The 20,542-nt window shown below is 70.2% G+C and carries 18 protein-coding genes; 9 read left to right on the top strand and 9 right to left on the bottom strand.

The genetic code is table 11. The annotated features are described in order from the left end of the window. Window positions 1-3: 3 nt before the first annotated feature. On the bottom strand, window positions 4-882 hold the full coding sequence (locus HD557_RS24085; RefSeq protein ID WP_196875751.1) for a helix-turn-helix domain-containing protein: 879 nt from the start codon (window positions 880-882) through the stop codon (window positions 4-6). Here HD557_RS24085 and HD557_RS24080 point away from each other — a divergent pair. Next, window positions 881-1,975, top strand: coding sequence for an alpha/beta hydrolase (locus HD557_RS24080; RefSeq protein WP_445321544.1), 1,095 nt, complete (start codon window positions 881-883; stop codon window positions 1,973-1,975). The two genes, HD557_RS24085 and HD557_RS24080, sit on opposite strands and share 2 nt — an antisense overlap. 7 nt (window positions 1,976-1,982) lie before the next feature. Here the strand turns inward: HD557_RS24080 and HD557_RS24075 are convergent, their stop codons facing one another. Continuing rightward, the gene (locus HD557_RS24075) at window positions 1,983-2,756 is read right to left on the bottom strand and encodes a carbonic anhydrase family protein (RefSeq protein ID WP_196875749.1); all 774 of its coding nucleotides are present in this window, start codon (window positions 2,754-2,756) and stop codon (window positions 1,983-1,985) included. 94 nt (window positions 2,757-2,850) lie between these two features. After that, on the bottom strand, window positions 2,851-3,618 hold the full coding sequence (locus HD557_RS24070) for an IclR family transcriptional regulator (RefSeq protein WP_196875748.1): 768 nt from the start codon (window positions 3,616-3,618) through the stop codon (window positions 2,851-2,853). A gap of 164 nt (window positions 3,619-3,782) precedes the next feature. On the opposite strand from HD557_RS24070, the gene aceB reads away from it, so the two are divergent. The 8 genes from aceB (at window position 3,783) to HD557_RS24030 (ending at window position 11,756) form a co-directional block, all read left to right on the top strand. Further along, complete coding sequence (gene aceB / locus HD557_RS24065; RefSeq protein WP_196875747.1) at window positions 3,783-5,372, top strand: malate synthase A; 1,590 nt, start codon at window positions 3,783-3,785, stop codon at window positions 5,370-5,372. Continuing rightward, window positions 5,369-6,622, top strand: coding sequence for a DUF6986 family protein (locus tag HD557_RS24060; protein WP_196875746.1), 1,254 nt, complete (start codon window positions 5,369-5,371; stop codon window positions 6,620-6,622). Before aceB ends, HD557_RS24060 begins: the two co-directional genes overlap by 4 nt. A 41-nt stretch (window positions 6,623-6,663) precedes the next feature. Then, window positions 6,664-7,131: a helix-turn-helix domain-containing protein gene (locus HD557_RS24055; RefSeq protein WP_196875745.1), complete on the top strand. Its 468-nt coding sequence runs from the start codon at window positions 6,664-6,666 to the stop codon at window positions 7,129-7,131. A 95-nt stretch (window positions 7,132-7,226) separates the two neighbouring features. Then, on the top strand, window positions 7,227-7,736 hold the full coding sequence (gene uraD, locus HD557_RS24050) for a 2-oxo-4-hydroxy-4-carboxy-5-ureidoimidazoline decarboxylase (protein WP_196875744.1): 510 nt from the start codon (window positions 7,227-7,229) through the stop codon (window positions 7,734-7,736). Beyond that, window positions 7,733-8,071, top strand: a complete 339-nt coding sequence (gene uraH / locus HD557_RS24045) for a hydroxyisourate hydrolase (RefSeq protein ID WP_196875743.1) — start codon at window positions 7,733-7,735, stop codon at window positions 8,069-8,071. Before uraD (HD557_RS24050) ends, uraH begins: the two co-directional genes overlap by 4 nt. Window position 8,072: 1 nt before the next feature. Next, window positions 8,073-8,993 carry a factor-independent urate hydroxylase gene (pucL, locus tag HD557_RS24040; protein WP_196875742.1) on the top strand — a complete coding sequence of 307 codons (921 nt, stop codon included), beginning with the start codon at window positions 8,073-8,075 and terminating at the stop codon, window positions 8,991-8,993. Between the two features lie 9 nt (window positions 8,994-9,002). Beyond that, a complete protein-coding gene (locus HD557_RS24035; RefSeq protein ID WP_196875741.1) occupies window positions 9,003-10,415 on the top strand; it encodes a nucleobase:cation symporter-2 family protein in 1,413 nt (470 codons plus the stop codon). A 93-nt stretch (window positions 10,416-10,508) separates the two neighbouring features. Then, entirely contained in the window at window positions 10,509-11,756 is a 1,248-nt protein-coding gene (locus HD557_RS24030) for an IS30 family transposase (RefSeq protein ID WP_196873261.1), read from the top strand. A gap of 76 nt (window positions 11,757-11,832) precedes the next feature. Here the strand turns inward: HD557_RS24030 and HD557_RS24025 are convergent, their stop codons facing one another. Genes HD557_RS24025 through uraD (HD557_RS24000) form a run of 6 tightly spaced genes read right to left on the bottom strand, consistent with a single transcriptional unit; the run spans window position 11,833 to window position 20,418 of the window. Beyond that, window positions 11,833-12,432: a hypothetical protein gene (locus HD557_RS24025; RefSeq protein ID WP_196875740.1), complete on the bottom strand. Its 600-nt coding sequence runs from the start codon at window positions 12,430-12,432 to the stop codon at window positions 11,833-11,835. Between the two features lie 29 nt (window positions 12,433-12,461). After that, the gene (locus HD557_RS24020; RefSeq protein ID WP_196875739.1) at window positions 12,462-13,763 is read right to left on the bottom strand and encodes a guanine deaminase; all 1,302 of its coding nucleotides are present in this window, start codon (window positions 13,761-13,763) and stop codon (window positions 12,462-12,464) included. A gap of 8 nt (window positions 13,764-13,771) precedes the next feature. Next, window positions 13,772-14,599, bottom strand: a complete 828-nt coding sequence (gene xdhC / locus HD557_RS24015) for a xanthine dehydrogenase accessory protein XdhC (RefSeq protein WP_196875738.1) — start codon at window positions 14,597-14,599, stop codon at window positions 13,772-13,774. A 4-nt stretch (window positions 14,600-14,603) separates the two neighbouring features. Beyond that, the gene (gene xdhB / locus HD557_RS24010) at window positions 14,604-16,988 is read right to left on the bottom strand and encodes a xanthine dehydrogenase molybdopterin binding subunit (protein WP_196875737.1); all 2,385 of its coding nucleotides are present in this window, start codon (window positions 16,986-16,988) and stop codon (window positions 14,604-14,606) included. Further along, complete coding sequence (locus tag HD557_RS24005; protein ID WP_196875736.1) at window positions 16,985-18,466, bottom strand: xanthine dehydrogenase small subunit; 1,482 nt, start codon at window positions 18,464-18,466, stop codon at window positions 16,985-16,987. The genes xdhB and HD557_RS24005 overlap by 4 nt, the downstream gene beginning before the upstream one ends. Continuing rightward, window positions 18,463-20,418, bottom strand: coding sequence for a 2-oxo-4-hydroxy-4-carboxy-5-ureidoimidazoline decarboxylase (gene uraD / locus HD557_RS24000; RefSeq protein WP_196875735.1), 1,956 nt, complete (start codon window positions 20,416-20,418; stop codon window positions 18,463-18,465). The genes HD557_RS24005 and uraD (HD557_RS24000) overlap by 4 nt, the downstream gene beginning before the upstream one ends. Window positions 20,419-20,542 lie beyond the last annotated feature (124 nt).

The following is a 20,542-nucleotide window of genomic DNA, read 5'->3' as shown; positions in this document are numbered from 1 at the left end:
CCCCTACTGGGAGCGGACTGTAAATCCGTCGGCTTTGCCGCGGTCGGCCTGCCACGAGGTCAGGATGCGCAGGCGATCGTCGGACGGGCTGCCGGCGGGGGCGGTGAGCACCATCAGGCGCTGACCGGAGCCGTCCGGGCTCTGCCAGGTGTCGCAGTCCAGGGTCAGCTCACCGACCGCAGGGTGGTGGTAGTGCTTGGTCCCGGAGCCTGCGGAGTTCACGTGCCGTTCCGCCCACCACGTACGGAAGTCGGGGTCTCTCACGGAGAGCTCGCCGACGAGCTTGGCGAGGTCGGGATCGTGCGGGTCGTTCGCTGCCTCCATCCGCAGGGCGGCCACGGCGTCGCGGGCGTCGTGCTCCCAGTGGGCATGCAGGCCGCGTACGAGCGGATGGGTGAACATCAGACGGATGTAGTTGCGGTCCCGTTCGGGGATCGTCGAGAAGTCGATGAACAACGCCGTGGCGGCCTGGTTCCAGTCGAGAACGTGGAGTCGCCTCCCCAGGACCAGTGCGGGCGTGTCGACCAGTTGATCGAGGAGCCGGCGTGCGGCGGGCCGGATCGTCTGCACGGCCCGCCGGCGCCTGGGAAGCGCATCGACCTTGCCGGCGATCTCGTACAGGTACGCCTGCTGGTCCTCGTCCAGCCGGAGCGCACGAGCCAGCGTCTCCAGGACGGATGCGGACGCCTTCACCCGGCCCTGTTCGAGACGGGTGTAGTAGTCCACGCTGATCACGGCGAGGCTGGCGACCTCCTCCCGGCGCAGGCCACGTACCTTCCGGTGATTTCCCAGGTCAGGCAGGCCCACATCGGCTGGGGTCAGGCGCGCCCGACAGGCCTTGAGGAACGCTCCGAGCTCGTCGGGAACGGCTGGGTTGCTCATGGGTCCATTGTGGCCGGGACGTACGCGGCCAGGGAGGGAAGAAACCTTCCCAGGCAGATACTGGCCGCTTTCGCGGTCCTTCGACGCGGTGGAAGTTGGTGTGTGCAGGCGGCGAACCCGCCGGCGCGGACCGGACGGACCGGCCGCCAGTACCAAGGAGAGACCCATGGTCACCAAGCACGACGTCACATTCGACAGCGCAGGGATCCAGATCGCTGCCCACCTCTACGTCCCCGAAGGCGCGAGCGACGCGCCCGCCGTCGTCGTCGGTCATCCGGGGACGGGGGTCAAGGAACAGGCCTCGGGGCTGTACGCCTCGCGCCTGGCCGAGCAGGGCTTCGTGGCCGTCGCCTATGACGCCGCCTACCAGGGCGCCAGCGGTGGTCTTCCCCGCGGGCTCGAGGACCCGGCTCAGCGCATCGAGGACATCAAGGCGGCGGTCTCCTTCCTGACCACCCGGCCCGAGGTGGACCGCGAGCGCATCGGGGTGCTCGGCATCTGCGCGTCGGGCGGCTACTCGCTCCCCGCGACGGCCGGCGACCACCGGATCAAGGCGCTCGCGACCGTCTGCGCGGTCGATGTCGCCCGGCAGTTCCGTCTCGGCGCCGACGGCACCCAGGACCCGTCGGTCTTCCAGGCGATGCTCGACGGTGCGGCGGCCGCCCGTACGGCCCGCGCCCAGGGTGAGGACCCCGGGATGCTGCCGCTGTTCCCGGCGACGGCGGACGAGGCGCGAGCGATCGGCGGCGAGCATGCCGCCGAGGGCTTCGACTACTACTGCACCCCGCGTGCCGATCACGAGCGAGCCGCCAAGGCCTTCGACTGGACGAGCGTCGACAGGATGGCGATGTTCGACGCGTTCGCGCAGATTCCGCTGATCGGGCAGCGACCGCTGCTCATGGTGGTCGGCACCCGTGCCGAGACGGCGTGGATGACGACCGAGGCCTTCCAACGAGCCGTGGGGCCGAAGGAGGCCTTCTGGGTCGAGGGCGCGAGCCACGTGGACCTCTACGACCGGGAGCCCTACGTCGGGGCGGCTGTCGAGAGACTGGGTGCCTTCTTCACCCAGAACCTCGGCGTCCGGGTCGGCTGACCCGGCTCTAGAGGGGGCCGCGGTCGGAGAGGACCGTGCGGTCGGTGATGTCCTGCACGTCGCGGCGGTTGCCGGTCGGGAACATCGTGCGGAGGAGCTCGATCTGGCGGGGCGAGGCGGTGATGGGCTCGGTGAGCATCACCCACTGGACGCCCTCGGTGTAGGGGGCCGTGGTGAGGGAGCCGTCGTAGCGGTAGGAGGCGTGCCGGCGCGGCAGGAGCGCGCCGATGTCGATGTGACCGACAGGGTCGGCAGCGGCGCACTCGGAGACCAGGTGGTCGTAGAGGCGGCCGAGGGTCTGGTTGGCCCGACCGGGGCGGACCCAGACGCCGATGACCAGGGTGTGGCCGGTGTCGTCCTGGTGCACGAAGTGCATCTCGATCGGGTAGTCCCGGGCGGCGAGGCGATGCTCGCTCGGGGTGTGCCAGTGGAACTGCGCCAGGCCGTACGTCACGCCGCCGACCGTGAGCGACGCCGCGCCGGGCGGGAGCTCGGCGCGCACGGTCTCCTCGTGGCCGCGCACCGTGCAGCCGTCGGGGTCGTCGGCGTCCTCGCGGACGTACGTCATCGTGACGGTCGCGTCGTGGGGGTAGTGGACGTGGATGGTGGGCAGGTGCGCCGGCTCGGTGTGGCCGGGGGTGATGCGGATGGGGCTCTGGTGCGGCTCGCCGCCCCAGGTCGCGGACGCGGCCGCGGACGAGGACAGAGCGGTGAGCCCCGCGATGGCGGCGGCTCCCTGGAGCAGTGTGCGGCGGTTCAGCCCGACGTCGGTGAACAACATGGAGATCTCCCGAGATCTACCGGGTCGACGTGGCCCGGAACCGCAATACGTACCACGTCGGGAGGCGCGCTGCGGGGATGCCGCTCGGCGCGAGTCAGGCCAGGTCGGCGGCGAGCTGCTTGCCGGCCTCGGTGAGCAGCGGGACGGCGCGCTCGATGAGCTCGTCGGTCATCCGCCCGGTGGGCCCGCTGATCGACATCGCCAGGCGCGGCGCGTAGTCGGGGACGGCGACGGCGACGCAGCGTACGCCTGCCTCCTGCTCGCCCTCGTCGATGGCGTAGTGACGCTCGCGGACCTGCTCGAGCTGGTCGAGGTAGTCGTTGCGGTCGGTGATGGTGGTCGAGGTGTAGGGGACCATGTCGGTGCGCCGGAGGATGTCGCGGACCTGGTCGGGAGCCATGTCGGCGAGGATCGCCTTGCCGACGGCGGTGCAGTGCGGGGACACCCGGCGGCCGACCTCGGTGAACATGCGCATCGACTGGCGCGACTCGGTGTGGGCGACGTAGACGATCTGGTCGCCGTCGAGCATCGCCAGGTTGGCCGACTCACCGACCTCGTCGACCAGCCGCGCCAGGTGGGGGCGGGCCCAGGTGCTGAGCATGCGCGAGGAGCTCTCGCCGAGCCGGATGAGCTTGGGGCCGAGGACGTACTGCCGGTTGGCCTCCTGGCGGAGGTAGCCGAGGTCGACGAGGGTGCGGACCAGGCGGTGGATGGTCGGCAGCGGGAGACCGGAGGCGGCGGCGAGCTGGGAGAGCCCCATGGTCCCGCCGGCGTCGGCCATCGTCTCGAGCAGCGCGAAGGCGCGCTCGATCGACTGCACGGCACCGGCGCGTGCCTTGGGTGCCTTCTCGTTCTCGCTCACCTGAACTCCTTTGTCCGTCCGGGCTGTTCTTCCGGATGACGGAAGTCTAGCGTCGTCTAGAGGAAATCCGGACGGTTGCGCCGGTTGTTCCTCGCGATTAATATCCGCAATGCGGAAAGAAGAATCCATTCAAAGGAAACTGTGGCCCTGGGAGGGTGGAGCTCGTGAACATTCAGATCACCGGTGGTGAGGTCGAGCGAGGAGCCGAGATCCTCACGCCCGAAGCCCTCGACTTCGTCGCCGAGCTGCAGCGACGGTTCGGGGCCCGCCGTGACGAGCTGCTCGCCGCCCGCAAGGCCCGGCGCGACACGGTCGCGCGCACCGGCCGCCTCGACTTCCTGCCGGAGACGGCCGACGTACGCGCCGGCGACTGGACCGTGGCGCCGGTGCCCGAGGACCTCCAGGATCGTCGCGTCGAGATCACCGGCCCGACCGACCGGAAGATGACGATCAACGCGCTCAACTCCGGCGCCCGGGTCTGGCTGGCCGACATGGAGGACGCCAGCACCCCGCACTGGAACAACGTGATCGGCGGCCAGGTGAACCTGTACGACGCCATCCGACGCGACATCTCCGCGATGTCGCCGCAGGGCAAGCTCTACGAGCTCAAGCAGGACCAGCGGCTGGCCACGATCGTGATGCGCCCCCGCGGCTGGCACTTCGACGACCAGCACGTGCTGGTCGACGGCAAGCCGGTCGTCGGCGCCCTGGTCGACTTCGGCCTCTACTTCTTCCACAACGCCCGCGAGCTCGTGGAGCGCGGGAGCGGGCCGTACTTCTATCTCCCCAAGATGGAGAGCCACCTCGAGGCGCGGCTGTGGAACGACGTGTTCACGTACGCGCAGGAGGAGCTCGGGATCCAGCACGGCACCGTGCGCGCGACGGTGCTCATCGAGACCATCCCGGCCGCGTTCGAGATGGACGAGATCCTCTACGAGCTGCGCGACCACGCCTCGGGTCTCAACGCCGGCCGCTGGGACTACCTGTTCAGCCTGATCAAGTACTTCCGCGACGCCGGGCCCTCCTTCGTGCTGCCCGACCGGGCCACGGTCGGGATGACGTCGCCGTTCATGCGTGCGTACGCCCAGCTGCTGGTCAAGACCTGCCACCGCCGCAACGCCCACGCGATCGGCGGGATGGCCGCCTTCATCCCGAGCCGTAAGGACCAGGAGGTCAACGCCATCGCCTTCGCCAAGGTCCGCGAGGACAAGGAGCGCGAGGCCGGCGACGGCTTCGACGGCTCCTGGGTGGCCCACCCCGACCTGGTCCCGATCTGCCGCGAGATCTTCGACGGTGTGCTCGGCGATCGCCCGAACCAGGTCGACCGGCAGCGCGACGACGTCACGGTCGCTGCCGAGGACCTGCTCGACGTCGCCTCCGCCGGCGGCGCGATCACCCTCGCCGGTCTGCGCGACAACGTCGAGGTCTCGCTGGTCTACCTCGACGCCTGGCTCCGCGGCGCCGGCGCCGTCGCCATCCACAACCTGATGGAGGACGCCGCCACCGTCGAGATCTCCCGCTCGCAGATCTGGCAGTGGGTGCACAACTCCTCGAAGCTCGATGACGGTACGCCGGTGACCGCCGAGCTCGTACGCCAGGTCCTGGACGAGGAGATGGCGAAGCTGCTCGCGGCCGCCGACGGTATCGAGCACCGCCTGGAGCAGGCCCGCACCATCTTCGAGGAGGTCGCGCTCGCCGACGACTACATCGACTTCCTGACGCTTCCCGCCTACGACCAGGTGGTGGGTGCATGAGCCATCTCGAGGATCTGGTTGCCCGGCTCGACCGGGATCTCGCCGACGCCGACGCGGCGCTGGCCGCCGGCTATCCGGGGGATCGTGGCGTACGCCAGCCGGTGCACACGGTCTACGTGCCCGGCGACCGCTACTCCGACAAGACGGTGGCGCAGTGGTCGGCCGAATCGGTCGCCGCGCTGGATGAGTTCGGGGGCTCGGCCGCTGAGGTGGCCTCGGTCTTCGGACTGGGCTCTGACGCGGTCGCCGCGATCTACGACCGGGTGCGCGCCAAGCTGACCGAGGAGCCCATCGAGGACCTGCGGATCGACTTCGAGGACGGCTACGGGAACCGGCCTGATGCCGATGAGGACGCTGCGGTCGTGGCAGCCGCGGGGGCGCTTGCCGCCACCGTCCGCGACGGCGCCGCGCCCCCGTTCCACGGCATCCGGATCAAGTCCTTCGAGGCTCCGACGCGACATCGCGGGCTGCGTACGCTCGACCTCTTCCTGGGTTCGTTGGTCCGCGAGGGCGGCTTGGGGGACGGGTTCGTCATCACCCTGCCCAAGGTGACCTCGGTGGAGCAGGTGGCCGCGATGGTCACCGCGTTGTCCGCGCTCGAGGCGGCGCACGGGATCGAGGCCGGGAGTCTTCGGTTCGAGATCCAGGTGGAGACGCCGCAGTCGATCCTCGGCTCCGACGGCACCGCGCTGGTCGCCCGGATGATCGCCGCCGGGTCGGGCCGGGTCACGGGACTGCACTACGGGACGTACGACTACTCCGCCTCGCTCGGTGTCGCGGCCGCGTTCCAGAGCATGGAGCACCCGGTCGCCGACCACGCCAAGGACGTGATGCAGGTGGCCGCCGCGGGGACCGGTGTCTTCGTCTCGGACGGCTCGACCAACGTGCTCCCGGTCGGTGACCGCGATTCGGTGCGCGCTGCGTGGCAGCTCCACTCGCGCCTGGTGAGCCGCTCGCTGGCGCGCGGGATCTACCAGGGCTGGGACCTGCACCCGGCGCAGCTCCCCAGTCGCTACCTCGCGACCTACGCGTTCTTCCGCGACGGGCTCGAGGTCGCCTCGGCCCGGCTGCGGGCGTACGTCCACGGCGGCTCGTCGAGCTACCTGGACGAGCCGGCCACCGCTGCCGCGCTCGCCGCGTTCGTGCTGCGCGGGGTGGAGTGCGGCGCCGTCGCGACCGACGAGGTCGAGCGGCTCGCCGGGATCGACCAGGTGAAGCTGGCCGAGCTGGCCCGTCGGCGGGTCGCCTGAGCCTGCCGGACGCATGGCGGCAGGCTGGGTAGCCTGCCGCTATGCGCGTCGAAGCCGAGTTCACCACCGAACCGTTCCGTGGCGAGGGCGAGCCTCCCGAGCACGCGACCGCGGCACTGGAGGCCGCGCGCGAGGCCGGTCTGGAGTGCGACTTCGGGCCGCTGGGCACCTCGGTGCGCGGCGAGCGCGACGCGGTCCTCGCGACGCTGGCGGACGTGGTGGCCGCGGGGCTGGACCACGGAGCCGACCAGATCACCTTCCAGGTCCGCGTCGAGGGACGCAGCGCGCCGCGGCGTACGGCCGGCGGGCTGGAGGGGCTGCTCACCGAGGTCGCCGACGAGCTCGGGAGCGACCTGCGGTCCTTGGACCGGCAGGGGAAGCAGCGCGCCGTGCGGCTGCTCGAGGAGCGTGGCGCCTTCGACTACCGCAAGAGCGCCGAGATCGTGGCCGGTGCGCTCGGGGTCACCCGGTTCACCGTCTACAACTACTTGAACCGTGAGCGGGAGTAACCCAGACTTTTCAACAAACTGTTGACTGTGACGAGAGACACATGCAATCGTTGCTGTACGGAAATTAGTTTCCGCATAGCGAGAGAGAACGGTTCATGGATCTCCAGAGCTTCAACACCTCACCGGCAGACGTCGTGCGACCTGCGCTGCAGACCTGCTGCGACGCGCCGAGCTGGGTCGCCGCCGTCCTGGCCGGGCGTCCCTACGCCGACGAGGCCGACGTCGTCCGGGCTGCCGACGAGGCGGCCCGGCGGTTCACCGCGGCCGACGTCGACCAGGCGCTGGCCGCCCACCCGCGGATCGGGGAGCGCGCCAAGGGCGAGCACGCCGAGGCCGCCTGGTCGCGGCGCGAGCAGGCCGCGGTCGGCACCGACCCGGCCACCGCGCAGGCCCTCGCCGAGGGCAACCGGGCCTACGAGCAGCGCTTCGGCCGGGTCTTCCTGATCTGCGCCACCGGCCTCTCGGCCGACCAGGTCCTGACCTCGCTCCGCGAGCGGCTCGGCAACGATCACGACCAGGAGGCGGCCGTGGTCGCCGACGAGCTGCGCAAGATCGCGCTGCTGCGACTCGAGCGGGTCCTGGACGCCGAGGAGGTCTCGGCATGAGTGCCATCACCACTCACGTGCTCGACACCGCCCTCGGCCGTCCGGCCGCCGGTGTCCCGGTCCGGCTCAGCCGGATCGAGGACGACACCCGACAGACCTCCGTCCTCGCCGACGCCACCACCGACGACGACGGCCGGGTGACCGACCTGGGGCCCGATCAGGCCCCCGCCGGCACCTACCAGCTCCGATTCGACACCGCCGCCTACTACGCGGCGACCGGTCAGGAGTGCTTCTACCCGGAGGTCCTCGTCACCTTCGCGGTCACCGATCGGCGGCACCACCACGTGCCACTTCTGCTGAGCCCGTTCGCCTACTCCACCTACCGAGGGAGCTGACATGCCCATTCGTCTTGGACCCAACCAGTACGGCAAGGCCGAGAACCGCGTCGTACGCATCTACCGCGACACGCCTCGCCACCAGATCCGCGACCTCAACGTCTCCACCGCCCTGCGTGGTCGCTTCGACGACGCGCACACCAGCGGTGACCAGCAGGACGTGCTGCCCACCGACACCCAGAAGAACACCGTCTTCGCCTACGCGAAGAAGATCGGCGTCGCCTCGATCGAGGAGTTCGCGCTCGCGCTCGCCGACCGCTACCTCGAGGCCTGCCCGGCCGCCGAGGGCGCCCGGGTCGAGATCGACGAGTACGCCTGGGACCGGATCGAGGTCGACGGGGCGGGTCACGACCACTCCTTCGTGCGATCGGGGGGCGGCGTACGGACGACGGTGGTGAACGTGGACGGGCGTGGTGCGGACCGGGTCGCCCACGTGGTGTCCGGCATCAAGGACCTGGTCGTGCTCAAGTCGACCGGCTCGGAGTTTCACGGCTTCCTCAAGGACGAGTACACCACCCTGCAGGAGACCACCGACCGGATCCTGGCGACCTCGCTCGTCGCCCGCTGGCGCTATTCGACTCTGCCGATTTCGACGGGCGAGATCGACTGGGACAAGTCGTACGACTCCATCCGGGCCCTGCTCCTGCAGCGGTTCGCGGAGATCCACAGCCTCGCCCTGCAGCAGACGCTGAACGGGATGGGCACCTCGGTGCTCGAGCAGCACGGCGACGTGGCCGAGATCAAGTTCTCGGCGCCCAACAAGCACCACTTCCTCTCCGACCTCTCGCCGTTCGGCCTGGACAACCCCGGCGAGGTCTTCTTCGCCGCGGACCGGCCCTACGGCCTGATCGAAGCCTCTGTCGTACGCGACGAGGCTCCTGACGCCGGCAACGCCTGGCACGCCATCCCCGGATTCTGCTGAGGCCCGGCCATGCTTGGTCGTAGGAGACAGGCAACCGCATCGGTATCGACCCGTCCCGAGGACGAACGGCATCCACCGGGCCAGCTCCTCGCCTACGGCACGCAGCACATCCTGACGATGTACGGCGGCGTGATCGCGCCGCCGCTCATCGTCGGGGGTGCCGCGGGCCTCTCGGGCACGGACCTGGCGCTCCTGGTGACCGCCGGGCTCTTCGTCTCGGGCCTCGCCACGCTGCTGCAGACGCTCGGTCTTGGGCCCTTCGGCAGCCGGCTGCCGATCGTGCAGGGGATCTCGTTCGCCAGCGTCTCGACCATGGTCACCATCGCCAGCGAGGACGGGCTGCGCCCGGTCTTCGGCGCGATCATCGTCGCCGGCCTGATCGGGCTGGTCCTGTCCTCGTTCTTCGCCCAGCTGGTCCGGCTCTTCCCGGCCGTCGTCACCGGCACGATCATCACCGTCATCGGGCTTTCGCTGATGCCGGTGGCGTTCCGGTGGGCGATGGGCAACGACACCTCCGCTCCGGACTACGGCTCGATGACGAACATCGCGTACGCCGGTCTGACGCTCCTCATCATCCTGGTGATCAGCCGGGTGTTCCAGGGCGCGATCTCCCGTCTGTCGATCCTGATCGGGCTGGTCATCGGCACCCTGATCGCCGTCGTCGCCGGTCGCGCCGACTTCTCGGCGGTCGGCAAGGCCGACCTGGTCGCGCTGCCGCCGCTGCTGCACTTCGGCAGCCCGACCTTCGAGGTCGGTGCGATCGTCTCGATGACGATCGTGATCCTGGTGATCATGACCGAGACGACCGCCGACATCCTGGCGATCGGCGAGATCGTGGAGACCGACGTGGACGCTCGACGTGTCGCTCGCGGACTCCGCGCCGACATGGCCGCGACCACGGTTGCGCCCTTGTTCGGAACGTTCCCGTGCAGCGCGTTCGCACAGAACGTCGGTCTGGTGGCTCTGACCGGCATCCGCAGTCGGTACGTCGTCGCGACCGGTGGTCTCGTCCTGCTGCTGCTCGGGCTGCTGCCGGTCGTCGGTGCGGTCGTCGCCGCGATCCCGTACCCCGTGCTCGGCGGCGCCGGCATCGTGCTCTTCGGCTCCGTCGCGGCATCGGGGATCCGCACGCTGTCCCGGGTCGACTACGAGGACAACCTCAACATGGTGATCGTCTCCGTGGCCCTCGCCGTCGGGATCCTGCCGATCGCCGCCCCGACCTTCTGGGACGCCTTCCCGTCCTGGCTCGGGGTCGTCATGCACTCCGGCATCAGCGCCACCGCCCTGGTCGCCGTCATCCTGAACCTGCTGTTCAACGAGATCACCGTCGGCAACCGCTCCGGCGCCTCGGTCTTCGCGGCTTCGCAGGACTCTCGTGAGGGCTTCGGGGACCGGCTCGACGACGACATCGAGAGGACGTGACCCTCACCGAAGTCGGCTTCACCAGACGATGACACCTTGTGAGCAAGGTGGACTCAACCGGTCGAAGCAACGCTGAGTTGAAGGAGCGTTGTGATGCCGACGGGGAAGCCCTTTTCACAGGAGTGTCGTTCTCGAGTCGTGGATCTGATCTGTGCGGGTATGTCGGCACGGCGGGCTGCTGATGTGGTCGGCGTGGCGAAACCGACCGCGGTGCTGTGGTGGCATCAGGCTTGCCCAGTGCCGATTCCACTTGAGCCGGGTGCGTTACGGGGTGGGCTGGGCACAGTGCTACAGAGTGACCCGAGTGTCCCCGGTACCGACCGTGCAGGCCGTCAGCGTCGTTGTTTGACCGCCCAGGATCGTGCGGTGATCGCTGCAGGACTGGCTGATCGGTGGTCGCAGGCCAAGATCGCTGCGGTGATCGGGCGGGATAGGTCGGTGGTGTGCCGCGAGGTCGCCCGCAACACCGGCCACGATGGTGTCTATCGCGGTGAGGTGGCTCATCGGGCAGCCCACCAGCGCCGCCGGCGTCCCAAGGAGTTCAAGCTGGCCGCGAACCCACGACTGTCTCGGCTGATCGAGACCTGGATGGACCAGGGCTGGTCACCCGGGTTGATCGCGGCGGTGCTGCGCACCGATCACCCCGGTGCCGATCCGGCTGCGAGGATGGGACGGGTGAGTCACGAGACGATCTACCGGGCCCTCTATGTTCAAACCCGCGGTCAGCTCCGAGCCGATCTACATCGATGCCTCTCTACTCGGCGCAAGGCCCGCAAACCTCGTGGCCGTTCCAGCCATGACCCCAGCAAGAACGCCTATGCCGAGGCATTCAAGATCAGTCAACGACCTGCCGAGGTCGCTGACCGAGCCGTTCCGGGGCACTGGGAGGGCGACTTGATCCTCGGGAGCGGGAACGGCTCAGCGATCGGCACCTTGGTCGAACGCACCACCCGGTTCGTGATCCTGCTCCACCTGCCCGGTCGCCACGACGCCGAGACCGTTGCTGAAGCGATGATCCGCGAGATGGGCACGCTGCCCGATCACCTACGACGCTCGATCACCTGGGACCGTGGCCTTGAACTTGCCCGCTACCAGCACATCCAGGTCGAGCTCGGCACCACCATCTACTTCGCCGATCCACACTCCCCCTGGCAGCGAGGATCCAACGAGAACACCAACCGGCTCCTCAGACACTGGTTCGAGAAGAGCAGCGACCTCTCACGCCACACTCCCCAAGACCTCCAACGCATCGCCGACACCCTCAACCAACGCCCACGCCCTACCCTTGACCTACAGACGCCGGCCCAACGGCTGGCCCAGCTGCTGAACCCAGCAGCCTGACCAACCGTTGCTTCGACCGGTTGAGTCCACCCAATTCACAAGGTGTCATCGTCTAGTGAAGCCGAACTGAGGTTGTTCAGCCTTGCGCACGAGCGACTGACCCGAATGGCGGCACCGTGTCGTTGGGCCGAGACCTGATGGTCTTCCCCGTCGACAACCGGACCGTCGCCAGTCGCTCGAGCTGAGCGTCGGCGGGAAGGTCGCTGATCGGAAACCAGACCTCGTGCGTCTCGTCAGGTCGAATCCTCACCGGCAGCGCGAAGCGGGACAGGTCGAGCTCCCGTACGGGATCAGTCGCGAGCCAGACGTGGGTGACCTCGACGTCTCGAGTGGATCGGTTGACGATCTTCACATGGAGGTTCGTGCCTGCTGTCGCACCTTCGACCGGAAAGTCGACTGGGAGGAAGGCACTCGCGGGCGGGCTGATCGGACTCTCCGCCGTGTCGAGCCAACGCGCGCGATGCGCTCTGACCTGGACCCGTCGCCACCGGATGGTGGCAGTCAGCGTCGTCAGACCCGAGCCGACGGCGGCACCGACGACTGCCGAGACGATCGCAACGAGCAACTCCGACACGCTGGAGATGGTACGCAGCCGTGGACGATCCTGGGCAGGATACGTCGTTCCGATCTGCCGAGGCGTCACCCGCGTCGGCCGAGTTGGCAGGGCGACGACCACTCGACCGACGTACGTGACGCCTCGGCCTGCTAACCCACCAGGTGGGGGTCAGGGGCGTTGACGAGGTCGCCGTCGATCCAGACGCTGCGTACGTCGGCGGGGGTGCCGAGGGCGAACATCTTGGCCAGGGCGTCGGCGGCGTCGGCGGCGTGGGCGAGGCCTACGTCGAGAGGCGTGCTCGGGGCGGGCTGGATCCACTGGGCGTCGAAGCGGCGGCCGACGGAGAAGTCGCCGATCGAGGCGCCGAGGCCGAGGGCTTCGGCGCCGGCGACCGTGGCCAGATGGAGGAGGTGGGTGGGGGTCAGGGGGTGGCCGGCGTCGCCGAGGAGCTGCTGGGCGACGTACGCTCCCAGGCCCTCCTTGAGCAGGGAGAACCCGGTGCCGGCGCCGACGTCGGAGCCCATGGCGACGCGTACGCCGTGGGCGCGATGGCGGGCGAGCGGGAAGAGGCCGCTGCCGAGGGCGGCGTTGCTGGAGGGGCAGTGCGCGACGGCGGCCCCGCGGGCGGCCAGCAGGGCGAGCTCGGGGTCGGTCGGGTGCACGTTGTGCGCCAGGACGGTGCCGGGGCCGACCAGGCCGTGGCGGTCGTAGGAGGTCACGTAGTCGCAGCCGCAGAGCTCCTCGACGGTCGCGATCTCGCGGGTGTTCTCGTTGACGTGGGAGGTCAACATCGCACCCGGCACCGCACGCAGCACGTCACCGCAGGCCTCGAGCAGCGGCTCGGAGCACGACAGCGAGAACCGCGGCGTCACGGCGTAGCGGGCCCGGCCGACGCCGTGCCAGCGGGCCGCGAGCGCGAGCGACTCCTCCCGTGCCCGCGAAGGATCGGTGAACAGGTCCTCGCGGATGAGCCGGTCGCTGACCACGAGGCCGCTGGTGATCCGCAGCCCGACCCGCGCGGCCTCGGCGAAGACCGTGTCGACGGCGGGCGCGAAGTGGCTGCCGAAGACGAGTGCCGTGGTGGTGCCGGCACCGACCAGGCCGCGTACGAAATCGGTGGCCACGCCCGCGGCGTAGGCGGTGTCGGCGAGGCGTGCCTCCTCGGGGAGGGCGGTCTGGTCGAGCCAGTCGAGCAGCGGCATGCCGAGGCCGCCGATGACGCGTACCTGCGGGAAGTGCACGTGGGTGTCCACGAATCCGGGCAGCACGAAGCCGCCGGAGAGGTCGACGACCTCCTCCTGGGGGTGCTGGGCGCGGAGGTCGGCGAAGGACCCGCGGGCGCGGATCACGCCGTCGCGAACCAGTAGGGCGCCGTCCTGCTCCGTGCGGAGCTCGCCGCCGGAGAACGGGTCGGAGGGGGTGTCGAGGAAGGTTCCTCGGAAGAGCGTCATCGTGGGGTTCACCTTGGTTGTTGTTCGGTTGATGCGGGGTCGCCCGCGAAGATCTGCAGCAGCCGGGCCGCGACGCTGACCGCGATCGTGGCCGGCTCCTTGCCACCGAGATCGGGGAGGCCGATGGGGGTGGTGATCCGGGCGATCGCCTCGGGGGTGTGCCCCTCGTCGGCGAGCTTGGCCCGGAACCGGCTCCACTTGGCGCTCGAGCCGATCAGTCCGATCGACCCGAGGTGGGCGGCGCGGAGCGCCGCGTCGCACAGGGCGGCGTCCTCGGCGTGGTCGTGGGTCATGATCAGGACGTGGGTGCCCTCGGGGAGCTCGCCGATGACGAGCTCGGGCAGCACCGGCACCTCGTGGACGTGGATGCCGGCGACGGCGTCGTCCAGCCCGCGCAGGTGCGCGGGGGAGAGCTGGGCGGCGCGGGAGTCGACGAGGTGCAGCTCGAGGTCGTGGCGGGCCAGGATGCGCGCCAGCTCGACCCCGACGTGGCCCATCCCGAAGACGGCCACGGACGGGACCACGGGCAGCGGCTCGAGCAGCAGCTCGACCTCGCCGCCGCAGCACTGCACGCCGTGCTGGTAGGGCGCCTTGTCGGAGAGCGACACCTTCAGGCCCTCCAGCACCCCACGATCCTCGGCAAGCATCGCGCGGGCGCGCTCGATCGCGACCGCCTCGAGGTTGCCGCCACCGACGGTGGCCCAGGTGCGGTCGGCCGAGACCACCATCTTCGCCCCGGCCTCGCGCGGCGAGTGACCGCGTACGGACGTGAGGGTCACGAGTACGCCGGGAACCCGCTGCTCGCGCAGCCGCTGGACGGCCTTCAGCCACTCCATGTCGTCACCTCTCCCCGGCCATGGCCGGCTCGGCGCCGGCGTCGCTCGTCTCGGGGGCCTGCGGCGTACGCGCCTTGTCGAGCGCCCAGTAGACGGCCTCCGGGGTCGCGGGGGAGGCCAGCTCGACGCTGGTCCCGGCCGGACCGAACGCGGCGGCCGCCTCGCGCAGCGCCTCGCGTACGGAGAAGGCGAGCATCAGCGGGGGCTCGCCGACGGCCTTGGAGCCGTAGACGGCACCCTCCTCGTGGGCCTTCTCGAGCAGCTTCACCCGGAAGTCCCCGGGCATCTCGGAGAAGCTCGGCAGCTTGTAGGTGCTCGCCGCCTGCGTCGCCAGCCGGCCACGGTTCGGCCCGTCGGAGGTGTCCCAGCGCAGGTCCTCCAGGGTCAGCCAGCCCGCGCCCTGCACAAAGCCGCCCTCGATCTGGCCGATGTCGATCAGCGGGCTCAGGCTGTCGCCGACATCGTGGACGATGTCGACGCGCCGCAGCGTGTAGGCGCCGGTGAAGCCGTCGACCTCGACCTCGGACGCGGCGACACCGTTGGCGAAGTACTTGAACGGCTCGCCCTGCATCGCGTTGGGGTCCCAGTGCAGGCCCTCGGTGCGGTAGAAGCCGGCCGCCCACAGCTGCACCCGCTGGTGGTAGGCGGTGTTGACCAGCTCGTCCCAGCCGATCGACCCCGAAGCAAGCGACAGACCGCGGACGACGCCGTCGTCGAAACGTACGTCGCTGGGGCTGATCCCGAGATGGCCACCGGCGACCTGGGCGAGCCGCCCGCGGATCTGCTCGCAGGCGTTCTTGATCGCGGCCCCGTTGAGGTCGGCGCCCGAGCTGGCCGCCGTCGCCGAGGTGTTGGGCACCTTGTCGGTGCGCGTCGGTGCCAACCGGACCCTGGACAACGGCAGGCCGAGCGCGGTGGCGGCGACCTGGAGCATCTTGGTGTGCAGGCCTTGACCCATCTCGGTGCCGCCGTGGTTGATCAGCACCGAACCGTCCTTGTAGACGTGGACGAGGGCGCCGGCCTGGTTGAAGGCGGTGAGGTTGAACGAGATGCCGAACTTCACCGGCGTCATCGCCAGGCCCCGCTTGGTGTGCGGGTGACGGCGGTTGAAGTCGGCGATCTCCGCGCGGCGGCGAGCCACCTCTCCGGACGCAGCAACCTGGTCCCAGCAGGCCGCCAGCCGGTCGGCCTGGCGCACCTGCTGGCCGTACGGCGTCGTCTGGTCCTGCTGGTAGAAGTTGCGGCGGCGCAGCTCGAGCGCGTCGATGCCGAGCAGAGGCGCGCACCGGCCGAGCAGGTCCTCCATGACGAGCATGCCCTGCGGGCCGCCGAAGCCGCGGAAGGCGGTCTGCGAGGTCTTGTTGGTGCGCGCGACCCGGCCGTCGACCCGGATGTTGGGCACCCAGTAGGCGTTGTCGATGTGGCACAGCGCGCGGGCCAGCACCGGCTCGGAGAGGTCGAGGCTCCAGCCGCCGTCGGCGGTGAGGGTGGCCTCGAGAGCGACGATGTGACCGTCGTCGTCGAACCCGGCGCGCCAGGTGCTGTGGAAGCCGTGGCGCTTGCCGGACATGGTGATGTCCTGGGTGCGGTTGAGGCGCAGCCGTACCGGCCGGCCGGTCAGCGTGGCGCCGAGCGCGGCGATAGCCGCGTAGCCGTGCGGCTGCATCTCCTTGCCGCCGAACGCGCCGCCCATCCGCAGGCACTGGACGGTGACCTCGTGGCTCGGCACCCCGAGCACGTGGCCGACGATCTCCTGGGTCTCGGAGGGGTGCTGGGTGCTGCTGTGCACCAGCACCTGGCCGCCCTCGTCGACCAGCGCCAGCGAGACGTGGGTCTCGAGGTAGAAGTGCTCCTGACCTGCGAACTCGAACTCACCCTCGAAGACGTGGGCGGCGCTCTCGAAGGCGCCGGCGACGTCGCCCCGCTCGAGGTGGCGCGGGGTGCCCTGGAAGCTCTCCGCCGCGATCGCCTCCGGCACGGTGACGAGCGAGGGCAACGGCTCGTAGTCGACCTCGACCGCGGCAGCGCCCAGCCGGGCCGCCTCCTGGGTCTCGCCGAGCACCCAGCACACCGCGTGGCCGTGGAACATCACCTCGCTCGGGAAGAGCGGCTCGTCGTGCTTCACGCCGGCGTCGTTGATGCCGGGTACGTCCTCGGCGGTCAGCACGCGCACGACACCGGGCACCGCATAGGCGGGCGCGGTCCGCAACGCGGTGACCAGGGCATGGGTGTGCGGCGCCTGGACCGGCCAGGCGTGCAGCGTGCCGGCGATCCGCCCGACCAGGTCGTCGGTGTAGAGCGCCTCGCCGGTGACGTGCAGCGCGGCGCTCTCGTGCGGGAGCGGGATCCCGACGACGGGGTTGTCGGGGCGTTCTGACAGGGCGCTCATGCGGGCACCTCCTCGCGGTCTGTGTGGGTCTCCGGATGGGTGTGGAACAGGCGCAGCAGGGACTGGCCGAGCATCGCCGAGCGGTAGGACGCGCTGGCGCGGTGGTCGTCCATCGGTGTGCCCTCGCCGGCGAGGACGGCCGCGGCGCGGCGTACGGATTCCTCGGTCCAGGGCTGTCCGACCAGGGCGTCCTCGGTGGCGACGGCACGCAAGGGTGTCGCGGCGACGCCGCCCAGGCCGATCCGGGCGCGGACCACGGTGCCGTCGGCGATCTCGAGCGCGTAGCCCACGGCCACGCTGGAGATGTCGTCGAAGCGTCGCTTGGCGATCTTGTGGAAGCCGACGACCGGTGCCAACGGCAACGGCAGCCGTACGCTGCGGATCAGCTCGTCCTCGGCGCGGACCGTCTCGCGGTAGCCGGTGAAGTAGTCGGCCAGCGGGACGACCCGCTCGCCGCGCGGTGAGGCCAGCACGACCTCGGCGTCGAGCGCGAGCAGGGCCGGCGGGGCGTCGCCGATGGGAGAGGCGGTGCCGATGTTGCCGCCGAGCGTCGCGCTGTTGCGGATCAGCCGCGAGGCGAACTGCGGGAACAGCTCGGCCAGGAGCGGCACCCGGCCGTTGAGCTTGCGCTCGATCTCGGTCAGGGTGAGGGCCGCGCCGATCTCCACGTGGCCGGTCCGGAAGGAGAGCTCGCGCAGCTCGGGCAGCCGGTCGACCGCCACGACCAGCCGCGCACGGCGACCGCGGAGGTTGACCTCCACGCCCCAGTCGGTCGAGCCGGCGACGACCTGCGCCTCCGGCCACTCGGTGATCACGTCGAGCGCCTCGGTCAGCGTCTTCGGGCGTACGAACTCGGCCCCGTCGACCGCGATCCGGGTCGGTCGCGGCTCGGGCGGGGGCTGCTGCTGACGCGCCGCGAACGCGTCGTCGGCGTCGGGCGCGCCGAGGGCGTAGGCGGCGTCGCGGATCGGCCGATAGCCGGTGCAGCGGCACAGGTTGCCGCTCAGTGCGTGCAGGTCGACGCCGTTCGGGCCGTGCTCGTGGTCGCAGGCCGCGGCGGCGCCGTCGGTCTCGGGTGCCGGCTCACGGTTCGGGCGGTAGTACTCCGCGGCGAGGCTGCAGACGAAGCCCGGCGTGCAGTAGCCGCACTGGGACCCGCCGCGTACGGCGAGCTCCTGCTGGACCGGGTGCAGGTCGTCGCTGGAACCGAGACCCTCGCTGGTCACCACCTCCTGGCCGTCGAGCGCGGCGACCGGGACGAGGCAGGCGTTGACCGAGGTCCACTCGGTCGGCGAGGTGGTGCCGGGCCGGGCGACCAGCACCGAGCAGGCGCCGCACTCGCCCTCGGCGCAGCCCTCCTTGGCACCGGTCAGACCGCGGTTGCGCAGCCAGTCGAGGGCGGTGGTGTGCGTGGCGACCCCGGTCAGGGGTACCTGGTCCCCGTTGACGGTGACACTGGGGGCGCTGGGTGTGCTCATCGTTGACTCCGGATCGGGTTGCGGGTGCGGGCGCTGTGGATGGGGTTGGCATCGCGCAGGAAGTCGTCGAAGCGGTGGCCGGCGATCTTGGCGATCTCGATCAGCGCGGCGGCGTGCTCCTGGCGTTCGCAGTTGCCGAGCCGCTCGCGGCCCTCGGCGAGGATCCGGTCGAGCGAGTCGGAGTCGCGTACGGAGATGACCAGCGGGAAGCCGAACCGCTCGTGGTAGGCCTCGGTGAGGGAGGTCAGCGCCTCCTGGTCCGGTTCGGCCAGGTGGGTCAGGCCCCTCGAGGACTGGTCGCGCAGCGACTCCTCACCGACCATCCCCTCCGAGACCAGCTTCGAACCGAGCTCGGGGTAGGCCTCGATCAGCTCGCGCTGCTCCTCGGCCGAGCCGCTGAAGAGGGCGTCCTGGAAGGCGCGGCGCAGCGCGTGGGTGTCGGTGAACGGCCGCTGCTCCCAGGCCCGCTCCACCATCCACCGCGGTCCCTGGAAGAGACCGTCGAACGTCTCCACGAACTCCGTACGTCCCATCTGGTTGACCTGGTCGAGCCGGACGCCCTCACCCGGCTGACCGGCGACGGCGGGGCCGTAGTCCGGGCCGACGTGGTGGAACAGGATGTTGAGCAGGATCGCGGTGAGGCTGCCGAGGGTGATGCCGCTGCCGAAGATGATCTCGGCCCACCCCGGGACGGCCTGGGCGACCTCGGGCTGCGCGGTGACGTACATGGCCAGGCCGACGCTGGTCGCCACGATCACCACGTTGCGGTGGTCGTGGAAGTCGACCTTGCTGAGGGTCTGGAAGCCGACGACCGCGACGGTGGCGAACATCGCCAGGGCGGCGCCGCCCAGGACCGGGTGGGGGATACCGGCGACGATCGCGCCGACCTTCGGCAGCAGCCCGATCAGCACCATGATCAGGCCGGCCGCGGCGACGACCCAGCGGCTCTTGACCCGGGTCAGCCGGACGAGGCCGACGTTCTCGGCGAAGCACGTGTAGGGGAAGGAGTTGAAGACGCCGCCGATCGTGGTGGCCAGGCCGTCGGCGCGCAGGGCCCGGGCGATGTCGGTGCGGCCGATCCGCTTCTCCACGATCTCGCCGGTGGCAAAGACGTCACCGGTGGTTTCGACGGCGGTGATCAGCATGACCACGATCATGGACACGATCGCGGCGGCGGAGAACTGTGGCCAGCCGAAGTGGAACGGCGTGGTGACGCCGACCCAGTCGGAGCCGGCGACCGCGTCGAAGTGGGCGTCCCCGAGAGCCCACGCGACGAGGGTGCCGACGACGAGACCGACGAGCACGGCGACGGTGGCCATGAAGCCCTTGAAGACGCGCTGGATGACCACGATCAGGGCCAGGGTGCCCAAGGCGTACGCCAGGTTGCGGCCGCTCGTGGGGTCCGAGGTCGGGCCGGCGCCGCCGGTCGCGTCCGCGGCAGCGACCGGCAGCAGCGCGATGCCGATGATGGTGATCACCGAGCCGGTCACGACCGGCGGGAAGAACCGGATCAGCCGGCTGAAGTAGGGGGCGATGAAGAAGGTCGCCAGACCGGCGACGATCACCGCACCGTAGATGACCAGCAGGCCGTCGGTGCCACCGCCGGCCGCCATCCCGATCGCGATCATGGGCGAGACGGCGGTGAAGGTGACGCCCTGCAGCAGCGGGAGACGTACGCCGACCTTCCAGAAGCCGACCGACTGGATGATCGAGGCGATGCCGCAGGTGAACAGGTCGGCGTTGATCAGGTGGATCAGCTCCTGCTGACTCAACCCGATCGAGTTGGCGAGCAGGATCGGGACGATCACCGCCCCGGCGTAGAACGCGAGCACGTGCTGGAGGCCGTAGACGGCGAGCTTGCCCGCCGGGAGCACCTCGTCGACGGGGTGAATGGGGCGGCCACCGTCCTTCTTCTGGGGCCGTATCGACCTCAGGACTGCTCTCGCGTTCATCCTCACACCTTTCTCGGGGGCGCCCTCGGTGGGCAGGTGAGCTGTGACTTACCCCACAGCCTGGTCTCTCGGGGCCCCGAGCGGCACCCGCCGATCATCCGAAGATGGGGTCGGTGCGGATGTG

This window comes from Nocardioides luteus (assembly GCF_015752315.1).
Classification (GTDB): Bacteria; Actinomycetota; Actinomycetes; order Propionibacteriales; family Nocardioidaceae; genus Nocardioides.
Note: the sequence above shows the minus strand (reverse complement) of the source record. Positions and strands in the feature narration are given on the sequence as shown.